The organism is Pseudomonas sp. GW823-FHT02E01 (assembly GCF_058797535.1).
On record NZ_JBXAJS010000006.1, the window covers coordinates 416,949 to 435,240 of the forward strand.

Consider the following 18,292-nt stretch of genomic DNA (forward strand, 5'->3'; position numbering starts at 1 on the left):
GCGCGGACCGCAGGCCCGTGCCTCCAGGAATTGTTTATGAACCAGCGACCGGGCAATCAATTGTTCGATGCCTATTTCACGGCCCGCGATATGCGTGAGGTGTTCTGCGATCAGGGTCGGGTCCAGGCCATGCTCGATTTCGAAGCGGCATTGGCCCGGGCCGAAGCACGGGTCGGGATGATTCCGTCGAGTGCTGTCGCGCCGATTGAAGCAGCTTGCCGTGCCGGGCTTTATGACTTTGCGACGTTGGGCGAGGCCATTGCCACGGCGGGTAACTCGGCGATTCCGTTGGTCAAGGCGCTGGGCAAGCAGATCGCGGCCACCGATGCCGAAGCCGAGCGCTATGTGCATCTGGGCGCGACCAGCCAGGACGTGATGGACAGCGGCCTGGTGCTGCAACTGCGCCGGGCGCTGGAACTGATCGAGAGCGACCTGGCACAACTGGGGCAGACACTCGCGTCCCAGGCCCAGCGCTACGCGACCACGCCATTGGCCGGACGCACCTGGCTGCAGCATGCGACACCGGTCACCCTCGGCATGAAGGTCGCCGGCTGGCTGGGGGCGGTGACCCGCAGTCGCCAACGCTTGGCCGAACTCAAGCCGCGTCTGCTGGTGCTGCAATTCGGCGGTGCGTCCGGAACCCTTGCGGCCCTTGGCGAACAGGCCATGCCGATTGCCCAAGCGCTGGCCGAAGAACTGCAACTGACCTTGCCCGATCAGCCGTGGCACACCCAGCGCGATCGCGTGGTGGAGTTCGGCGCTGCGCTCGGCCTGATCGCCGGCAGTCTCGGCAAACTCGGGCGTGATATCAGCCTGTTGATGCAAACCGAGGCCGCCGAAGTGTTCGAGCCTTCGGCGCCGGGCAAGGGCGGATCCTCGACCATGCCGCACAAACGCAATCCGGTAGGCGCAGCGGTATTGATCGGTGCGGCGACTCGCGTACCCGGTTTGCTTTCAACGCTGTTCAGCGCCATGCCCCAGGAGCACGAGCGCAGCCTCGGTCTGTGGCATGCCGAGTGGGAAACCCTGCCGGAAATCTGCTGCCTGGTGTCGGGCAGCCTGCATCAAGCATTGTTGATCGCCCAAGGGCTGGAAGTGGATGCCGAGCGCATGGCGCGCAATCTCGATTTGACCCAGGGCCTGGTGCTCGCCGAAGCGGTGAGCATCGTCCTCGCGCAGCGGGTTGGGCGCGATACCGCGCATCATCTGTTGGAGCAATGCTGCAAACGCGCCGTGGCCGAACAACGTCACCTGCGTGCGGTCCTCGGCGACGAACCACAAGTGACCGCCGAACTGTCGGCGGCTGAGCTCGATCATCTGCTGGACCCTGCCCATTACCTCGGCCAGGCCAAAACCTGGGTCGAGAGGGCGGTGGCTGAACATTCTGCATTGACTGCCTGAAGGAGACTTGCTGTGGCTTTTGTACAACTCGCCGAGGGCGAACTGCATTACCAACTCGATGGACCGGTCGATGCGCCGGTGCTGGTGCTGTCCAACTCCCTGGGCACGAACCTGCACATGTGGGACGCGCAGATCCCGGCGTTCTCCGAGCATTTTCGCGTGCTGCGTTTCGACACCCGCGGCCATGGCCAGTCATTGGTAACGCCGGGGTCTTACAGCATCGAGCAACTGGGCCGCGACGTGCTCGCATTGCTGGATGCCTTGCACATCGAACGCGCGCATTTCTGCGGTTTGTCCATGGGCGGGCTGATCGGCCAGTGGCTGGGGATCAACGCCGGCGATCGACTGAACAAGCTGATCGTGTGCAACACCGCAGCGAAAATCGGCGATCCGTCGGTGTGGAACCCGCGCATTGAAATGGTGCTGCGCGATGGTCAGGCGGCCATGGTTGCCCTGCGCGATGCGTCGATTGCCCGCTGGTTCACCCCGGATTTCTCCGAAGCCAACCCGGCGGCGGCCAAGCAGATTACCGACATGCTGGCGGCGACTTCGCCAGAAGGTTACGCGGCCAATTGCGCAGCTGTGCGCGATGCCGATTTCCGCGATCAGCTGTCCTCGATCAAGGCGCCGCTGCTGGTGATCGCCGGCACTGAGGATGCGGTCACGCCGCCGTCGGGTGGGCACTTCATTCAGGAACATGTACCGGGCGCCGAGTACGCCGAGTTCTACGCTGCGCACTTGTCCAATGTGCAGGCTGGCGCTGATTTCAGCGAATGTGTTCTGGCCTTTCTGAAGGCTCGTTGAGGGATATTCCGTGGACGAGAAACAACGTTACGACGAAGGCATGAAAGTCCGTCGCGCGGTACTGGGCGACGCCCACGTCGACCGCAGCCTGACCACCCTGACCGAGTTCAACTCGGAGTTTCAGGAGATGATCACCCGCCACGCCTGGGGCGACATCTGGACCCGCGAGGGTCTGCCACGCCACACCCGCAGCCTGATCACCATCGCCATGCTGATCGGTATGAACCGCGAGGGCGAACTCAAACTGCACCTGCGCGCTGCCGCCAACAATGGCGTGAGCCGTGGCGAGATCAAGGAAGTGATCATGCAGAGCGCGATCTATTGCGGGATTCCGGCAGCCAATGCGACGTTCCACTTGGCCGAGTCGGTGTGGGATGAGTTGGGGGTTGAATCGCGGGAGTAAGCGGTAACGGTGAACAACCTGTGGGAGCGAGCTTGCTCGCGATAGCGTCGGCACATTCACTATTGATGTCGCCTGATACACCGCCATCGCGAGCAAGCTCGCTCCCACATTTGTTTTGTGTTTACAACAGGCTGATCGGGTAGCTGATGATCAGGCGGTTCTCATCGAACTCGTTGTTGCTGTAATCCCGACGCATGGTCGAGTTGCGCCATTTCAGGTTCAGGTCCTTCAGCGCACCGCTTTGCACGGTGTAGCCCAGTTCACTTTCGCGTCCCCATTCCTTGCCGTCGGTGATGGTGCCGGTGTGCACATTGTCACCGCTGATGTAGCGGTTCATCAGGGTCAGGCCCGGAACGCCCAGGGCGGCGAAGTTGTAGTCGTGGCGTACTTGCCAGGATTTCTCCTGGGCATTGTCGTAGCTGGAGTTGTAGCTGTCGTTGGCCAGGGTACCGCCGCTGGTGCCGTTGACCCGCATCCAGGCGTTGTCGCCGGTGAGTTTTTGCAGGCCGACGTAGAAGGTGTTGCCGCCGTATTTGGCCGAGAACAAACCGTACATGGTCTTGTTGTCCAGCTCGCCGGCCAGGGCGCTGCCGTCATCCTTGCCGTAGAAGAAACCCAGGTTGGCGCCCAGGGTCCAGTCACCCAATGGCTGGCTGTGGGTCAGGTTGATGAACTGCTGGCTGTAGATGTCCTTGAGCTCGGCGTTCCACAGGCCGATCTGGGTGCGCTTTTCGTTGAACAGGTATTCGCCGCCCTGAAAGTTGAAACGGTCGGAGGTGAACGCCGCTTTGCCGGTCATCGACATGTCGTCCATGCTGCTGTCATCGCGGGGGCTGTTCTGCCGGAACTGGCCGCCGTAGAGCGTCAGGCCATTGATCTCCTTCGACGTGATCTGGCCGCCCCGGAAGGTTTGCGGCAACGAACGACCGTCGTCCGAACGCAGGATTGGCAACACTGGCATCCACTCGCCGACCTTCACTTCGGTCTGCGACAGCTTGGCCTTGAACGCGACATTGGTGCGGCCGAAGTTATCCGCCGGGCGACCGTCATGATCCAGCGGCAGCAGTTGCGTACCGCCTGTGCCTTTACCGCCGTCGAGTTTCACCGAATATAAACCGAGCACATCCATGCCGAATCCGACGGTGCCCTGGGTGAACCCGGACTTGGCGTCGAGGATGAAACTCTGCGTCCATTCTTCAGCCTTGCCTTGGGCCTTGGTCGGGTTGGTGAAGTTGCGATTTATGTAGAAGTTGCGCAGGTTCAGGTTGACCTTGGCGCCTTCGACAAAACCCGACTCTTCGGCGCTGGCGGGCAGGGCCGCGCTGGCCAGGGCCATGGCAATCAGGCTGGGAACGAAGTACTGCGCGGGAGAAGGCGTCATGGGCTCGGGTCTCTCTAATTCTTTGGGATGAAGCGGGGTGATGCCGCAACCCTGGGTTGCAGACGAATATTCGAAATCAGCACGAACGAAGCGGATCAGCCGGAGAGGGCAGGGCGCGGGGGCATGGTGTCGAACCTGTTGTTATTGGTTTTGTGGTTCGGATGGTGCGTGGAATGTACTGGATGGTTCAATTGTTAAAAGCAGGTTTTGGGCGATTATCGAACGCAACATGTCGCTGGATTTTGTGTGGCCTGTGCGGGCCTCATCGCGAGCAAGCTCGCTCCCACAGTGGACTTACAGCGTGCATAAGATTTTTGCCAAACCCAGCCTCCTGTGGGAGCGAGCTTGCTCGCGATGGGGCCATCACTGAGAACACACCTTTTCCCGCAGCCAACAAAAAGCCCACCAAAAGGTGGGCTTCGTGTTCTCACAGCGCGATCAGAAATACTTCATCTTCGGCGCTTCTTCTTTCAACGGCTCGTTCTTCGCCGTCTGTTCGTTCCAGCCACCACCCAGGGCCTTGTACAGGTTGACCTGGCTGACCAGCTGCGCCAGTCGGTCGGTGATCAGCACCTGTTGCGCACTGAACAACTGACGCTGGGCATCGAGGAAGGTCAGGTTGCTGTCGACACCAATGCGGTAGCGACGCTCGGCCAGGCGGTAGTAGTCCTGGTTGGCACTGACGAAATCTTTCTGTGCCTGCAACTGCTGGACGTAGGTCTGGCGGGCAGCCAGGCCGTCGGCGACTTCCTGGAAGGCCGTTTGAATGGACTTCTCGTAGTTCGCCACGCCGATATCTTTCTGGATTTTCGAGTAGTCCAGGCTGGCGCTCAGGGCGCCGGCGTTGAAGATCGGCAGGTTGATCTGCGGTTGGAACAACCAGGTGCCCGAACCACCCTTGAACAGACCGGACAGGTCCGGGCTCAGGGTGCCGGCATTGGCCGTGAGGCTGATGCTCGGGAAGAACGCAGCCCGCGCCGCGCCGATGTTGGCATTGGCGGCCTTCAGGTTGTACTCGGCCTGAAGGATGTCCGGACGACGATGCAGCAGGTCCGACGGCAGGCCGGGTGGAACGTCGCTCAGCAGGTCGTCGTCAAGTGGTTTGGCCGCTTGCAGGTTGGCCGGGACACCGGTGCCGAGCAGCAGCACCAGGCTGTTCTCGTCCTGGGCGACCTGACGGGTGTACTTGGCCAGTTGCGCACGGGCGTTTTCCACCGAGGTGCGCGACTGTGCCAGGTCCAGGGCCGAGGCGACGCCGACTTCGTTGCTGCGGGCGGTGAGCTTGTAGCTCTCCTCGAAGGCGGCGAGGGTGTCCTGGGTCAGCTTGTACAGTTCCTTGTCGGCCTGCCAGGTCAGGTAGGCATTGGCCACGCTGGCCACCAGGCTGATCTGCGTACTGCGGCGGCCCTCTTCAGTGGCGAAGTACTTCTGCAACGCTTCTTCGTTCAGGCTGCGAACCCGACCGAACAGGTCGAGTTCATAGGCGCTGACGCCAACAGTTGCCGAGTAGGAACTGCTGATGCCGGCTTCGCCGGTCTGGGAAGCATCAGCCGGAAGCCGCTGACGGCTGCCGCTGCCATTGGCCGAGACGGCCGGGAACAGATCGGCACGGGAGATGCGGTATTGAGCCGCGAACGCGTCGATGTTCAGGGCCGCGACACGCAGGTCACGGTTGTTTTCCAGGGCAACCTGGATCAGCTGTTGCAGCGCCGGGTCATGGAAAAACTGCTTCCAGCCCTGCTCGGCAGCCGCTTGCGCCGGAGCCTGGGCCGGCGAGTACGCCGGGCCCTGCGGGTACTGGCCCGCCACCGGCGCTTCGGGCTGCTGATAATCAGGTATCAGCGAGCAGCCACCGAGCACGAAGGCGGCGACTGCCAGGGAGAGTAGCGACTTGCTCATTAGCCAGCCTCTTTAGAAGTTTCAATAGCGTCATCCTGGTCGGCGATTTTGCGCTGGCCAATGGACGACACGGTGACGAAGAACAGCGGGACCCAGAAGATCGCCAGCACAGTGGCCGTGATCATACCGCCGATTACGCCGGTACCGATTGCATGCTGGCTACCGGAGCCCGCACCGGTGGATATCGCCAGTGGTACCACACCGAGGACGAAGGCGAGCGAGGTCATGATGATCGGTCGCAGACGCATGCGGCAGGCTTCGATCGCTGCATCGCGCAGGCTACGCCCTTGTTCGTGCAACTCCTTTGCAAATTCGACAATCAGAATGGCGTTTTTCGCCGCCAGACCGATAGTCGTCAACAAACCTACCTGGAAGTACACGTCGTTGGACAAACCACGCAGGCTGGTGGCCATCAGCGCACCGATGATCCCCAGCGGTACAACCAACATCACCGCGATCGGAATCGACCAGCTTTCATACAACGCCGCCAGACACAGGAACACCATCAGCAGCGACAGGGCGTACAGCGCTGGTGCTTGCGAACCGGACAGACGCTCTTCGTACGACAGGCCGGTCCAGGAAATACCGACACCCGCCGGCAGTTTCTTGGCGATGGCTTCGACTTCGAGCATGGCTTCACCGGTGGAATAGCCTGGCGCCGGGGCACCGAGGATTTCCATCGCTTCCACGCCGTTGTAACGGGCCAGTTTCGGCGAACCGTAAATCCACTCGCCCTTGGCGAACGCCGAGAACGGAACCATGGTGCCGGTGCTGTTGCGCACGTACCACTTCTGCAGGTCTTCAGGGCCCATTCGAGCGCCTGGCTGGCCTTGCACGTACACCTTCTTCACTCGACCACGGTCGATGAAGTCGTTGACGTAGCTACTGCCCAGGGCAATCGACAGGGTGTTGTTGATGTCGGCGATGGTAATGCCCAGGGCACTGGCCTTCTCGTCATCGATTTCCAGTTGGTATTGCGGTTCGTCGTTCAGGCCGTTCGGACGCACCTGAGACAGAATCTTGCTTTGTGCGGCCATGCCGAGGAACTGGTTGCGCGCTTCCATCAGTTTTTCGTGGCCGATACCGGCACGGTCCTGCAGGAACACGTCGAAACCGGTGGCGTTACCCAGTTCCAGTACCGCCGGTGGCGCAAAGGCGAACACCATGGCATCGCGGAAGGTGAAGAAGTGCTGCTGGGCACGGGCCGCCACCTTGAACACATTGTTGTCGGCGTTACGTTCGTCCCACGGTCTGAGCATGATGAACGCCATACCCGAACTCTGGCCACGGCCGGCGAAGTTGAAGCCGGTCACGGTAAACACCGAGTTCACCGCATCGCCTTCACCGCCATCCTTGCCAGGGCGCAGCAGGAATTCACGCATTTCGTCCACGACCACCTGAGTGCGCTGGGACGTCGAACCGGCCGGGGTCTGCACCTGGGCGAACAGTACACCCTGGTCTTCTTCCGGCAGGAACGCCGTTGGAATGCGGGTGAACAGCCAGATCATGCCAACCACGATCAGCAGGTACGCCAGCAGATACGGGATCTTGCGCTGCAGGATATTGCCGACACCGCGCTCGTAACCGCGAACGCCACGGTCGAAATTGCGGTTGAACCAGCCAAAGAAACCACGCTTGGGTACGCCGTGCTCGCCTTTGGGAATCGGCTTGAGCATGGTGGCGCAAAGCGCCGGGGTGAAGATCAGCGCGACCAGTACCGACAGGGCCATGGCCGAGACGATGGTGATCGAGAACTGCTTGTAGATCACACCGGTGGAACCGCTGAAGAACGCCATTGGCAGCAGAACCGCCGACAGCACCAGGGCGATACCGACCAGTGCACCCTGGATCTGGCCCATGGACTTCTTGGTCGCCTCTTTCGGTGACAGGCCTTCTTCGCTCATCACCCGTTCGACGTTTTCCACCACGACGATGGCGTCGTCCACCAGCAAGCCGATGGCCAGCACCATGCCGAACATGGTCAGGGTGTTGATGCTGAAACCGGCGGCCGCGAGGATGCCGAATGTACCAAGCAATACCACCGGCACGGTCATCGTGGTGATGATGGTGGCGCGGAAGTTCTGCAGGAACAGGAACATCACCAGGAACACCAGCGCGACCGCTTCGACCAGGGTGTGAACCACGCCCTTGATCGATTCGGTTACTACCGGAGTGGTGTCATACGGAAACACCACTTCCATCCCTTGCGGGAAGAACGGCTTGAGGCTGTCGATGGTCGCGCGCAGGGCCTTGGCGGTATCGAGCGCGTTGGCACCGGTGGCCAGTTTCACGGCCAGGCCGGAAGCCGGGGCACCGTTGAACTGGGCGTTGATGCTGTAGTTCTCGCCACCCAGACCGACTTCGGCAACATCCCTCAAGCGAACCTGGGAACCGTCCTTGTTGACCTTGAGCAGGATCTTGTCGAACTCTTCCGCGGTCTGCAGGCGGGTCTTGCCGATGATCGTCGCGTTCAACTGGGTGCCGGGCAGGGCAGGCAGGCCGCCGAGCTGGCCGGACGACACCTGGACGTTCTGCGCGGCGATGGCTGTCTTGACGTCGATCGGGGTCAGGTTGAAGTTGTTCAACTTGGCCGGGTCGAGCCAGATTCGCATGGCGTACTGGGAACCGAACACCTGGAAGTCGCCGACACCGGCGGTCCGCGAGATCGGGTCCTGCATGTTCGACACGATGTAGTTGGACAGGTCGTCCTTGGTCATGCTGCCGTCACGCGACACCACACCGATCACCAACAGGAAGTTCTTCACCGCCTTGGTGACGCGGATACCTTGCTGTTGCACTTCTTGCGGCAGCAGCGGGGTGGCCAGGTTCAGCTTGTTCTGGACCTGGACCTGCGCGGTGTCGGAGTTGGTGCCTTGCTCGAAGGTCGCGGTAATGGTCATGGTGCCGTCGGAGTTACTTTCCGACGAGACATAACGCAGGTTGTCGATACCGTTGAGCTGTTGCTCGATCACCTGAACCACGGTGTCCTGAACCGTTTGTGCCGAAGCACCCGGGTAGGCCACGGAGATGGCGATCGCTGGAGGCGCAATGCTCGGATACTGGTTGATCGGCAGTCTGAGGATCGATAGTGCCCCGACCAGCATGATCACCAGGGCAATTACCCAGGCGAAAATCGGACGGTCGATAAAAAATTTCGACATGGTTTACTCCCCTTTGCCGCCAGAGGCTTTATCAGCTACCTGGGCGGGGGCCGGGTTCTTTACGGCTACGTTGGTCGCTTCACTGGCCTTGACTTCGATGCCAGGTTTGACGAATTGCAGACCTTCGGTGATCAGGCGATCGCCGGCCTTCAGGCCGTCTTCGATCAGCCATTGGTTACCGACGGTGCGGTTGGCCTTGAGTTGACGCAGTTCGACCTTGTTGTCCGGGCCGACAACCAGTGCGGTCGGCGTACCTTTGAGGTCGCGTGTCACGCCTTGCTGCGGGGCCAGGATCGCCGCGCTGTTCACACCGGCCAGCAACTTGGCGTGCACGAACATGCCAGGCAGAAGGGTGTGGTCAGGGTTCGGGAAAATGGCGCGCAGGGTGACGGAACCGGTGGTCTGGTCAACCGAGATTTCGGAGAACTCCAGCTTGCCGTCCAGCTTGTAGTCGCTGCCGTCTTCGAGGGTCAGCTTGACCGAAGCCGTGTTGTCGCCGGCTTTCTGCAGGCGACCGCTTTCCAGCTCACGGCGCAGTTGCAGCAGCTCGACCGAGGACTGCGTCACGTCGACGTAGATCGGGTCGATTTGCTGAATCACCGCCATCGCATCGGCCTGGGCATTGCTCACCAGCGCGCCTTCGGTCACCGAGGAGCGGCCGATGCGGCCGGTCAGCGGGGCATAGACCTTGGTGTAGCGCACGTTGATCTGTGCGGTTTGCAGCGCGGCTTCCGATTGCAGGCGGTTGGCCACGGCGGTGTCGTATTCCTGACGGCTTACGGCTTGTTCGTTGACCAGTTGCTGGTAGCGGTCGGAAATCGACTTGGTCGAGCGCAGGTTGGCTTCAGCGCTTTTCAGCGTCGCTTCATAGACCGACGGATCGATCTGGTACAGCTGCTGGCCGGCCTTGACGTCGCTGCCTTCCTTGAACAGGCGCTTGAGAATGATGCCGTTGACCTGCGGGCGGACTTCGGCAATGCGGAACGCACTGGTACGGCCGGGCAGATCGGATGTCAGGGTGAAAGCTTGAGGTTGCAGAGTCACGACGCCGACCTGAGGCGGTGGGGCGGCCGGTGCTGCCTCTTCCTTTTTGCATCCGCTGAGCAGCGATGCCAGGGCGACGGCGGCGACCAGAGCGGTAACAGCTGGCTTGAATTGCATGAAAATCCTCGGGTCAGGCACGCAAGGTGCGCACTAGAAAGGTGGAAGGTTGAAAAATGTTTGCCGAGTGGATAAGTAGCTTGCTAAGGAATATACTTACGTACATGGTTGTTTGTAAATACCCAGACTGCGTATCAACGCCGTTACACAAGCCGCTACACAAGCCGTTGAAAGGTTGGAATTGTAGGCCGGGGACGAACCCCCAGAACGTTCGCCCCACTTTTATTCAGCTGATGTTCAGGCATCGCTGAAGCACCCTGATTGAGGTTGTACTGCCATGGTCCGTCGTACCAAAGAGGAAGCTCAGGAAACCCGCGCGCAAATTCTCGTGGCGGCCGAAAAGGCCTTTTTCGAGCGAGGCGTGGCACGCACGACCCTGGCGGACATCGCGACCCTGGCCGGCGTCACTCGAGGGGCCATCTACTGGCATTTCAGCAACAAGGCCGATCTGGTGCAGGCCATGCTCGACACTCTGCATGAGCCGCTGGAAGAAATGGCCAAGGCCAGCGAAAGCGAAGACGAACTCGATCCTCTGGGCTGCATGCGGAAGTTGCTGATTCATTTGTTTCATCAAATTGCGCTGGACCCGAAAACCCGACGCATCAATGAGATTCTTTTTCATAAGTGCGAATTCACCGATGAAATGTGCGACCTACGCCAACAACGGGTGTCAGCCAGCCTCGAATGCAATGTGCGGATCGGTCTGGCCCTGAGTAATGCAGTGAATCGCGGTCAGTTGCCGGAAAACCTCGACACGGCCCGCGCCGCGATCAGCTTGCATGCTTATATTGATGGCATCCTGTACCAGTGGCTGCTGGCCCCCGACAGCTTTGAATTGCACGCCGAAGCCGAGCGTTGGGTCGATACCGGGCTGGATATGCTGCGATTGAGTCCCAGCCTGTGCAAATGAAACAAAATGATAAATTGGCTCCCTGCAAGTCAACCGTTGAAGTCACCGAGGATCATTTTACTTCGCGTGCCTTTTTTGCAATGGGGGCTTTTATATACGGACGTGTGCCAGGTTGACAGCTGCCAGGCTACATAATTTGTAGGAATTTTGTGTCGAGCTTGCATGGGGAGTGAACCTCGTGCGGATTCCACTACTGCTAAAAAGAACCCCGGTTTTGCGAGCCGGGGCCTGGAATGTGGCGAAGAAAATGCATCAGCAAGCTGATTTGATACGTTTTTTCACCGGCGTCTTTTCTAGACGATCAGTATCAACCGACTATCAAGTCGACGCTAAAACTGAAGGGCGCCTCTTTATTCTTTTTCGTGATGTCGGCAGTGACCTTATATGAGCTGTTGCTGTTGCCAGATCGCGTTATTGTTTTTGACCAATTTGGTTTCAGGTTCGGATGCAGGACGCCGAAAACCACTGAAACTGTCAGCTGAATAGCTAGCGTGAATATTAATCCATCTTCGGTAATGTACGAGAACTGTTGCAGGATCGGGGCGAACTTTCTTTTGTTGTAATACATTCCATTACTTGAGAAGTCCCGAAGGTAAGGAAGATCGAGGGTTTGCTCATCGTTCGCTTCGATTTCGAAAGCTGATAGCGAGGTTCCGGTCAAATCCCAGCCTGCTTTCAAGAGCCGGATCGGGCCATCGGTGTTGTTGGAAATGTTAATGGTCATTATGGTGTATTGATTGGGGAATTTACTGGCTGAAGCAGAAAAAATGCTGGAATCATCAGGTTCATATTCTGTGCGTGCAATGATGCGAGGCACGTTTATCGGGCCATTGTTGTTCATGCTGTTAATCCTTTAAAGTTATTGAAAAGGCTTTCCGTGGCGCTCGAAATGTTGTAGCGAAGCGTTGTGAAGTATTAGATTGTTCTGTTGGGTTTGTCTGGGTTTTAATTGTAATTTTGTATTGGGGTACGTGCAGGTGTGATGCAAATTTAGATGGCAGGTAAGTTGTCAGAGATTTAAGTATGACAAGCGGGTTTTGGCTTGTTTAAAGCAAAAAAAACCCGACGTCCAAAACGCCGGGCTATTCGAGTTTTTCGCAGGCCTACAAGGTTGGATAGTCGATGTAACCGACCGGGCCCTTGGCGTAGAACAGTTCCGGACGCGCTTCGTTCAACGGCGCGTCAGCCTGCAAGCGTGCCGGCAGGTCAGGGTTGGCAATGAAAGGTACACCGAAGGCGACTGCATCGGCCTGGCCACTGGCGAGCAACGCGTTGGCGCTGTTCTTGGTGAAACGTTCGTTGGCAATATAGGGGCCGCCGAAGGCTTCCTTGAGTTGCGGGCCGAGGCTGTCGGCACCTTCTTTCTCCCGCGAGCAGATGAAGGCAATGCCACGCTTGCCCAGTTCGCGAGCGACATAGGTGAACGTTTCAGCGAGGTTGTCGTCGCCCATGTCATGCAGGTCGGCGCGTGGCGACAGGTGCACACCCACGCGGCCGGCGCCCCAGGTTTCGATGGCGGCGTCGGTCACTTCCAGCAGCAGGCGGGCACGGTTTTCCAGGGAACCGCCGTAGTTATCGGTGCGCTGGTTGGTGCTGCTTTGCAGGAACTGGTCGAGCAGGTAACCGTTGGCGGCATGGATTTCCACACCGTCGAAGCCGGCGGCCTTGGCGTTCTCGGCACCGACGCGGTAAGCGTCGACGATGTCGGCGATTTCAGCGGTTTCCAGGGCGCGCGGTACAGGGAAGTCGGCCAGCGGACGAACCAGGCTGACGTGGCCCTTGGGCTGGATGGCACTCGGGGCGACCGGGGCTTCATCGTTCAGGTACAAACCGTGGGATATGCGACCCACATGCCACAGTTGCAGGAAGATCTTGCCGCCCGCGCCATGGATAGCCTTGGTCACGTTGGACCAGCCACGCACCTGATCGTTGGACCAGATGCCCGGGGTGTCCGGGTAGCCGACGCCCATTGGGGTCACCGAAGTGGCCTCGCTGAGGATCAGGCCGGCGGTGGCGCGTTGCACGTAGTACTCGGCCATCAGCGCGTTGGGCACGCGGCCTTCGTCGGCGCGGCAGCGGGTCAGTGGCGCCATGATGATGCGGTTGGCCAACTCGAGGTCGCCCAGTTTGATCGGATCGAAAATAGTCGTCATTTAGTGGCTCTCTTTTGGAGATCAGTTAGAAGTAGCTGGGGCCAGGTCGGGATTGCCGCTCTGACGGAAAGTAATCAGGGTCACCAGCAGGGCGAGTACCGCCAGGGCCGCTGCGGCGAGGGGGACGCTGGTCAGGCCGAAGCCGTGGGCGATCACACTGCCGCCGACCCAGGCACCCAAGGCGTTGCCGATGTTGAAAGCGCCGATGTTCAGGGTCGACACCAGGTTCGGAGCGGCCTTGCCGAAGGTCACCACGTTCACTTGCAGCGCCGGTACGGCGGCGAAGCACGCGGTGGCCCAGAGGAACAGGGTGATTTCGGTAGGGATCAACGCGACGCTGGTCCAGGTCAGCACGGTGGACACCACGGCCATGGTGACGAACACACCGATCAGCGTCGCGGCCATGCCTTTGTCGGCCAGCTTGCCGCCGATGATGTTGCCGACCGTCAGGCCCAGGCCGATGAGCATCAGGGTCCAGGTCACGCCACGGGGCGAAACGCCGGTGACTTCACCGAGCAGCGGCGCGACGTAGGTGAACAGGGTGAACACCGAGGCGGCGAACAGTGCCGTCATGCTCAGGGACAGCCAGATGCCGCCGCCCCTGAGTGCGGCCAGTTCGGCGCGCATGTCGAGTTTCTCTTCATCACGCTTGGCCGGCAGGAAGCGGATCAAGCCGATCAGCGCGATCACACCGATCACGGTCACTGCCCAGAAGGTCGAACGCCAGCCGGCTTCCTGACCGAGGGCGGTGCCCAGCGGTACGCCGAGGACGTTGGCCAGGGTCAGGCCGGTGAACATCAGGGCCACGGCCGAAGCACGTTTGTTCGCAGGCACCAGGCCGGCGGCTACCACTGAACCGATACCGAAGAAGGCGCCATGGCAGAGGGCGGTGACCACACGGGCAAACATCAGCACGTTGTAGTCGCCGGCCACTGCGCAAAGCAGGTTGCCGACAATGAAGATGCCCATCAACGCCACCAGGGCTGCCTTGCGCGGCAGTCTGGCGGTGGCCAGCGCCATGAACGGCGCGCCGATGGCCACGCCCAGGGCGTAACCGGTCACCAGCCAGCCGGCACCGGGAATCGACACACCGAGGTCCGCCGCCACGTTGGGCAGCAGGCCCATGATGACGAACTCGGTGGTGCCGATGGCGAAGGCGCTCAAGGCCAGGATGAGTAGCGAGAGGGGCATTGTTTAATTCCTTGTCGGCCGACTGACGTTAAGGGTCAGAGCTCTTTACTGAAGGTTTTGAGGAATTCCTGGATGGTTTCCTCGTTGCGTTTGAAAAAATGCCACTGGCCGACTTTGCGGCTGCTGATCAGGCCGGCGCGTTGCAGGGTCGCCAGGTGTGCGGACACCGTGGACTGCGACAGGCCGCAACGTTGATCGATCTGCCCGGCGCAAACGCCGTGCTCGTTACTGTGGGACTGGTCGGGAAATTCGACGGTCGGGTCCTTGAGCCAGTGCAGGATGTCTCGCCGTACTGGGTGTGCCAGGGCTTTTATTATTTCGTCGAGATTGATGGTCATGATGTGGGCTCGTGATGTTTAAAACGCTATATCGCGATGAGGCGAACTTTAAATCGGTATTTCGCGATATACAAATATGATTTGGCTCTGACCAACTCACATTTCGGTATATCGAGTTATAACGATATGTTGAGTGTAACAAGACAAGGGGGCAGTGCTAAGCTGCGCCCATGAACTATCTCGCACATCTTCACCTCGGTGGCCAGCGTCCCGGCCAATTGCTCGGCAGTCTGTATGGCGATTTCGTCAAGGGACGCCTGCAAGGGCAGTTCGCTCCGGACATCGAGGGGGCTATCCAGTTGCACCGCAGCATCGACGTGTTCACCGACCGCCATCCGCTGGTGGACGTCGCGTTGTCGCGTTTCTCCCTGACCCGTCGTCGCTACGCGGGTATCGTGCTCGATGTGTTTTTCGACCATTGCCTGGCCCGGGACTGGGCGCTGTATGCCGACCGGCCCCTGGCGTTGTTCACTTCGGACGTTTACCGGGTGCTGTCCAGCGAACGGCAATTGCCGGAGCGGCTGGCGAGGATTGCGCCGCACATGGTGGCCAATGACTGGCTGGGTTCGTATCAGGAATTCGAAGTGCTGGAGCAGGTGTTGCGCGGGATCTCGCGACGCCTGACCCGGCCGGAAGAACTGGCGGCTGCGATGCAGGAATTGCGGCGGTTGTATGAACCGTTGAGCGAGGACTTTCGGTTGTTCTATCCGCAGCTTCAGGATTTTGCCCGGAACTATCCATCAGCATAAAACCCCTGTGGGAGCGAGCTTGCTCACGATTGCGGATTAACATTCAACGATGATGCTGAATGACCCACCGCTATCGCGAGCAAGCTCGCTCCCACAGGGTACTTCGGTGAATAAAAGATCGCGTCACGCCGCAATGGCAGGGCGCATCGGTGCTCGTTGCGGTTCGACAATTTCACCAAACAACACCTTCTGCACCGCCTGCTGCGCCTCGAACGCCAATGCCGCGCGTTCCCGGCCTTCGCAAGCGATTGGCTTGAGCAGATGAATCTCCACGCCGCCACGGTCATTGGCGAACAACCGCATCAGATGCGACAGCAAGTCATCGTCGCCAATGAACGGCGCCAGCGCGCAAGTCTCGCCGTCACGCACATAACGAATCGCCACCGGCTGCATTGCCACTTCTGAATCGATGGCGGCGGACAGCAGGCGGCCGTGAAAAGTACGTAGCGAACGGCCATCGGTAGTGGTGCCTTCGGGGAACATCAGCAGCGGGTGTGCCTGTTCCAGGTGACGGGTCATCTGCTTGCGGATCAACTGGCTGTCACCCGAGCCACGGCGGATAAACAGGCTGCCGGCTTTGGCCGCCAGCCAGCCGGCTACCGGCCAGGTGCGCACTTCGGCCTTGGACAGGAACGACAGCGGCGTGAGCATGCCCAGCAGCGGGATGTCGGTCCAGGACACGTGGTTGCTGACCCAGAGCATCGGTGCCTTCGGCAACTCGCCGTGGACAGTCACGTCGAAGGGCAGGGCATTGCTCAGGCGGGCCATGAAAAACCGCGACCAGCGTTGCCGGCGCGCCATCGAATGGGCCATGCCCAAGCGCTCGAACAGCCCGAACACACTGGCCATGCCCAAGCCCAGCGTCACTACCATCAGCACTCGCGCGATTCGCGCGTACACCCGCAACCGGCCCATTACACAGCCGCCTTGAAGTGTTTGGCATAACGCGGGCAGAGTTCGTCGCGCTTGAGCAGGATGAACACGTCGGCGACCTGGAAGTCTTCGTCCCAGCATGGCTCGCCGCAGATCTTCGCGCCCAGGCGCATGTAGGCCTTGAGCAGCGGTGGCATTTCGGCGATCACGTTCGACGGGATGTCGAGGCTCGGCAGCGGGTTTTTCGGCTCGGCGCGCAGATGTTCGGTGCACAGGTAGCGTTCGCGCAGACGCTGCATGATCGCGTGGGCCTGCACGCCGCCATCCTGCATCGGAATGCTCGCACAACCCATCAGGTAGCTGTAGCCGCCCTGGTTCAGGACTTCGGCCAGTTCGCCCCAGAGCACGGCGATGGTGCCGCCATTGCGGTAGGCCGGGTCGACACAGGTGCGACCGATTTCCAGGATCGGGCCTTGCAGGTGCACCAGACCGTGGAGGCTGAACTCTTCTTCGCTGTAGAATTTGCCCAGGCTGCTGGCAGCCGTGTGGTCGAGTAAACGGGTGGTTGCCACCAGGCGCCCGGTATTCAAGTCACGCACGCCGATGTGGGCGCAGTGAACGTCGTAGTCATCCATGTCCAGACCCAGTTCAGCGCCTTTGAGCCTGGCGTTGAATTCGCCGCTGAACACGTTGAAGCGCAAGGCCTGGGCTTCCTGCAGAGCCTCGGCGCCCACCAGGCGTTCGGCTTGCAGGCGGCGTTCGTTGCCGGTGTCGCTGATGCGGGCGATCTGAGTCATGGCGAATCTCCGTGCGGGCTGCTCACCCGTCTTTGGGCTACAGCGAATCGACTTTCTTTGTCTAGCCGTGTTGTGCAAAGTCAGGCTATGTAGCCCCGGTGTCATCGCCATTAAGCTTTGGTGATGCTTATATGACAGCCTTCGAGGAGACTCTTATGCCTTGGCAAACCCTGTTGAACCGCCGTGATCGATTGCCCGCCAACCCGGATCTGGCGGAAGGTTTCGCGACCTTGTTGCAGCAGTTGGGAACGGTCACTCCGTTTGAATTGGCGGTGCTTGGCGGGCGGTTGATGGCGACACCGGGGCAAGCGTTTCTGGTGGGGTATCAGGCGGCCTTGCGCATGCTCTGGCCGAGCGCGCCACTGAGCCTGGGCGCGTTGTGCGCCACCGAGCAGGGCAGCCTGCGTCCGGCCGATATGCAAACCCGACTGAGCGATTTGCGCCTGAGCGGACGCAAGGATTTCGTCACCGCCGGCAATGCCGCCGACTGGCTGCTGGTGGCGGCGCGCAGCGAGGAGCCCGGCGCCGATCCACGCTTGAGCCTGGCGGTGATCTATCGCGATGAGCCGGGTGTGCGGGTGGAAAAGCTGGCGCCGCTCCCGTTGATGCCGGACATCAGCCATGGCCGGTTGTTTCTGGATAGCGCGCTGTGCGAGTTGCTCGCAGGGGATGGTTGGGACGCTTACGTCAAACCGTTCCGAACGTTGGAAGACATCTATGTGCTGAGCGCCATGACAGCGTGGTTGTATGGCGTCGGCCAGGAATGCGATTGGCCGCAAGGCTTGCAATTGCGGTTGCTGGGGTTGCTGGCGGGGTGCGCTGAAAGCAGCCGCCAGCCACCCACCCATCCGGCCGGGCATGTGTTGCTTGGCGGGTTGTTTGCGCAGTTCGAAGGGCTCAAGGCTGAAGTGAATGAGGCGCTGGCCGGAGGGCCTCAAGAGTGGGCGGCGATGTGGCAGCGGGATCAGGCGGTGATGGATTTGGCGGCAGGGGCGCGGGGCAAGCGGTTGGCGAAGGCATTGGCGCAATCTTCACTGCCCTGACTGGCCTCTTCGCGAGCAAGCCCGCTCC

At 60.3% G+C, this 18,292-nt stretch carries 16 protein-coding genes; 6 read left to right on the forward strand and 10 right to left on the reverse strand.

The window, feature by feature from the left end:
- Positions 1 to 36 precede the first annotated feature (36 nt).
- From AC1RDQ_RS17465 to pcaC, 3 genes are read left to right on the forward strand one after another with little or no spacing between them, the layout of a single operon-like run.
- Positions 37 to 1,401, forward strand: a complete 1,365-nt coding sequence (locus AC1RDQ_RS17465; protein ID WP_492587780.1) for a 3-carboxy-cis,cis-muconate cycloisomerase — start codon at positions 37 to 39, stop codon at positions 1,399 to 1,401.
- Positions 1,402 to 1,413: 12 nt separating this feature from the next.
- Positions 1,414 to 2,205, forward strand: a complete 792-nt coding sequence (pcaD, locus tag AC1RDQ_RS17470; RefSeq protein ID WP_492587781.1) for a 3-oxoadipate enol-lactonase — start codon at positions 1,414 to 1,416, stop codon at positions 2,203 to 2,205.
- 10 nt (positions 2,206 to 2,215) lie between these two features.
- Positions 2,216 to 2,608 (forward strand): 4-carboxymuconolactone decarboxylase, encoded by a 393-nt coding sequence (gene pcaC / locus AC1RDQ_RS17475; RefSeq protein WP_008016493.1) that lies wholly within the window; start codon positions 2,216 to 2,218, stop codon positions 2,606 to 2,608.
- A 121-nt stretch (positions 2,609 to 2,729) separates the two neighbouring features.
- Here pcaC and AC1RDQ_RS17480 read toward each other — a convergent pair whose 3' ends face one another.
- The 4 genes from AC1RDQ_RS17480 to emhA form a co-directional block, all read right to left on the reverse strand.
- A complete protein-coding gene (locus AC1RDQ_RS17480; protein ID WP_340316558.1) occupies positions 2,730 to 3,989 on the reverse strand; it encodes an OprD family porin in 1,260 nt (419 codons plus the stop codon).
- A gap of 438 nt (positions 3,990 to 4,427) precedes the next feature.
- Complete coding sequence (emhC, locus tag AC1RDQ_RS17485) at positions 4,428 to 5,888, reverse strand: efflux RND transporter outer membrane subunit EmhC (protein ID WP_057716083.1); 1,461 nt, start codon at positions 5,886 to 5,888, stop codon at positions 4,428 to 4,430.
- The gene (gene emhB, locus AC1RDQ_RS17490; protein ID WP_489339917.1) at positions 5,888 to 9,049 is read right to left on the reverse strand and encodes an efflux RND transporter permease subunit EmhB; all 3,162 of its coding nucleotides are present in this window, start codon (positions 9,047 to 9,049) and stop codon (positions 5,888 to 5,890) included. Before emhB ends, emhC begins: the two co-directional genes overlap by 1 nt.
- Positions 9,050 to 9,052: 3 nt before the next feature.
- Positions 9,053 to 10,210 carry an efflux RND transporter periplasmic adaptor subunit EmhA gene (gene emhA, locus AC1RDQ_RS17495; RefSeq protein ID WP_057716081.1) on the reverse strand — a complete coding sequence of 386 codons (1,158 nt, stop codon included), beginning with the start codon at positions 10,208 to 10,210 and terminating at the stop codon, positions 9,053 to 9,055.
- Positions 10,211 to 10,487: 277 nt separating this feature from the next.
- Here emhA and emhR point away from each other — a divergent pair, with 277 nt between their 5' ends.
- Positions 10,488 to 11,120, forward strand: coding sequence for an efflux system transcriptional repressor EmhR (emhR, locus tag AC1RDQ_RS17500; protein ID WP_492587782.1), 633 nt, complete (start codon positions 10,488 to 10,490; stop codon positions 11,118 to 11,120).
- Positions 11,121 to 11,427: 307 nt separating this feature from the next.
- On the opposite strand, the gene AC1RDQ_RS17505 is transcribed toward emhR, so the two are convergent.
- The 4 genes from AC1RDQ_RS17505 to AC1RDQ_RS17520 all read right to left on the reverse strand — a co-directional run bounded on the left by AC1RDQ_RS17505 (position 11,428) and on the right by AC1RDQ_RS17520 (position 14,802).
- The gene (locus tag AC1RDQ_RS17505; protein WP_057716079.1) at positions 11,428 to 11,961 is read right to left on the reverse strand and encodes a hypothetical protein; all 534 of its coding nucleotides are present in this window, start codon (positions 11,959 to 11,961) and stop codon (positions 11,428 to 11,430) included.
- Positions 11,962 to 12,223: 262 nt separating this feature from the next.
- Positions 12,224 to 13,273 carry an alkene reductase gene (locus AC1RDQ_RS17510; RefSeq protein WP_492587783.1) on the reverse strand — a complete coding sequence of 350 codons (1,050 nt, stop codon included), beginning with the start codon at positions 13,271 to 13,273 and terminating at the stop codon, positions 12,224 to 12,226.
- Between the two features lie 21 nt (positions 13,274 to 13,294).
- On the reverse strand, positions 13,295 to 14,464 hold the full coding sequence (locus AC1RDQ_RS17515) for an MFS transporter (RefSeq protein WP_492587784.1): 1,170 nt from the start codon (positions 14,462 to 14,464) through the stop codon (positions 13,295 to 13,297).
- 35 nt (positions 14,465 to 14,499) lie between these two features.
- Entirely contained in the window at positions 14,500 to 14,802 is a 303-nt protein-coding gene (locus AC1RDQ_RS17520) for an ArsR/SmtB family transcription factor (protein ID WP_008019443.1), read from the reverse strand.
- Positions 14,803 to 14,972: 170 nt separating this feature from the next.
- On the opposite strand from AC1RDQ_RS17520, the gene AC1RDQ_RS17525 reads away from it, so the two are divergent.
- Positions 14,973 to 15,551, forward strand: coding sequence for an acyl carrier protein phosphodiesterase (locus AC1RDQ_RS17525; protein WP_492587785.1), 579 nt, complete (start codon positions 14,973 to 14,975; stop codon positions 15,549 to 15,551).
- Between the two features lie 123 nt (positions 15,552 to 15,674).
- Here AC1RDQ_RS17525 and AC1RDQ_RS17530 read toward each other — a convergent pair whose 3' ends face one another.
- Together AC1RDQ_RS17530 and olsB are read right to left on the reverse strand one after the other, a co-directional pair.
- Positions 15,675 to 16,466, reverse strand: coding sequence for a lysophospholipid acyltransferase family protein (locus AC1RDQ_RS17530; RefSeq protein ID WP_057716075.1), 792 nt, complete (start codon positions 16,464 to 16,466; stop codon positions 15,675 to 15,677).
- Complete coding sequence (gene olsB / locus AC1RDQ_RS17535) at positions 16,466 to 17,221, reverse strand: L-ornithine N(alpha)-acyltransferase (protein ID WP_057400777.1); 756 nt, start codon at positions 17,219 to 17,221, stop codon at positions 16,466 to 16,468. Before olsB ends, AC1RDQ_RS17530 begins: the two co-directional genes overlap by 1 nt.
- 155 nt (positions 17,222 to 17,376) lie before the next feature.
- Between olsB and AC1RDQ_RS17540 the strand changes: the two genes are divergently transcribed.
- A complete protein-coding gene (locus AC1RDQ_RS17540) occupies positions 17,377 to 18,264 on the forward strand; it encodes an acyl-CoA dehydrogenase family protein (RefSeq protein ID WP_492587786.1) in 888 nt (295 codons plus the stop codon).
- Positions 18,265 to 18,292 lie beyond the last annotated feature (28 nt).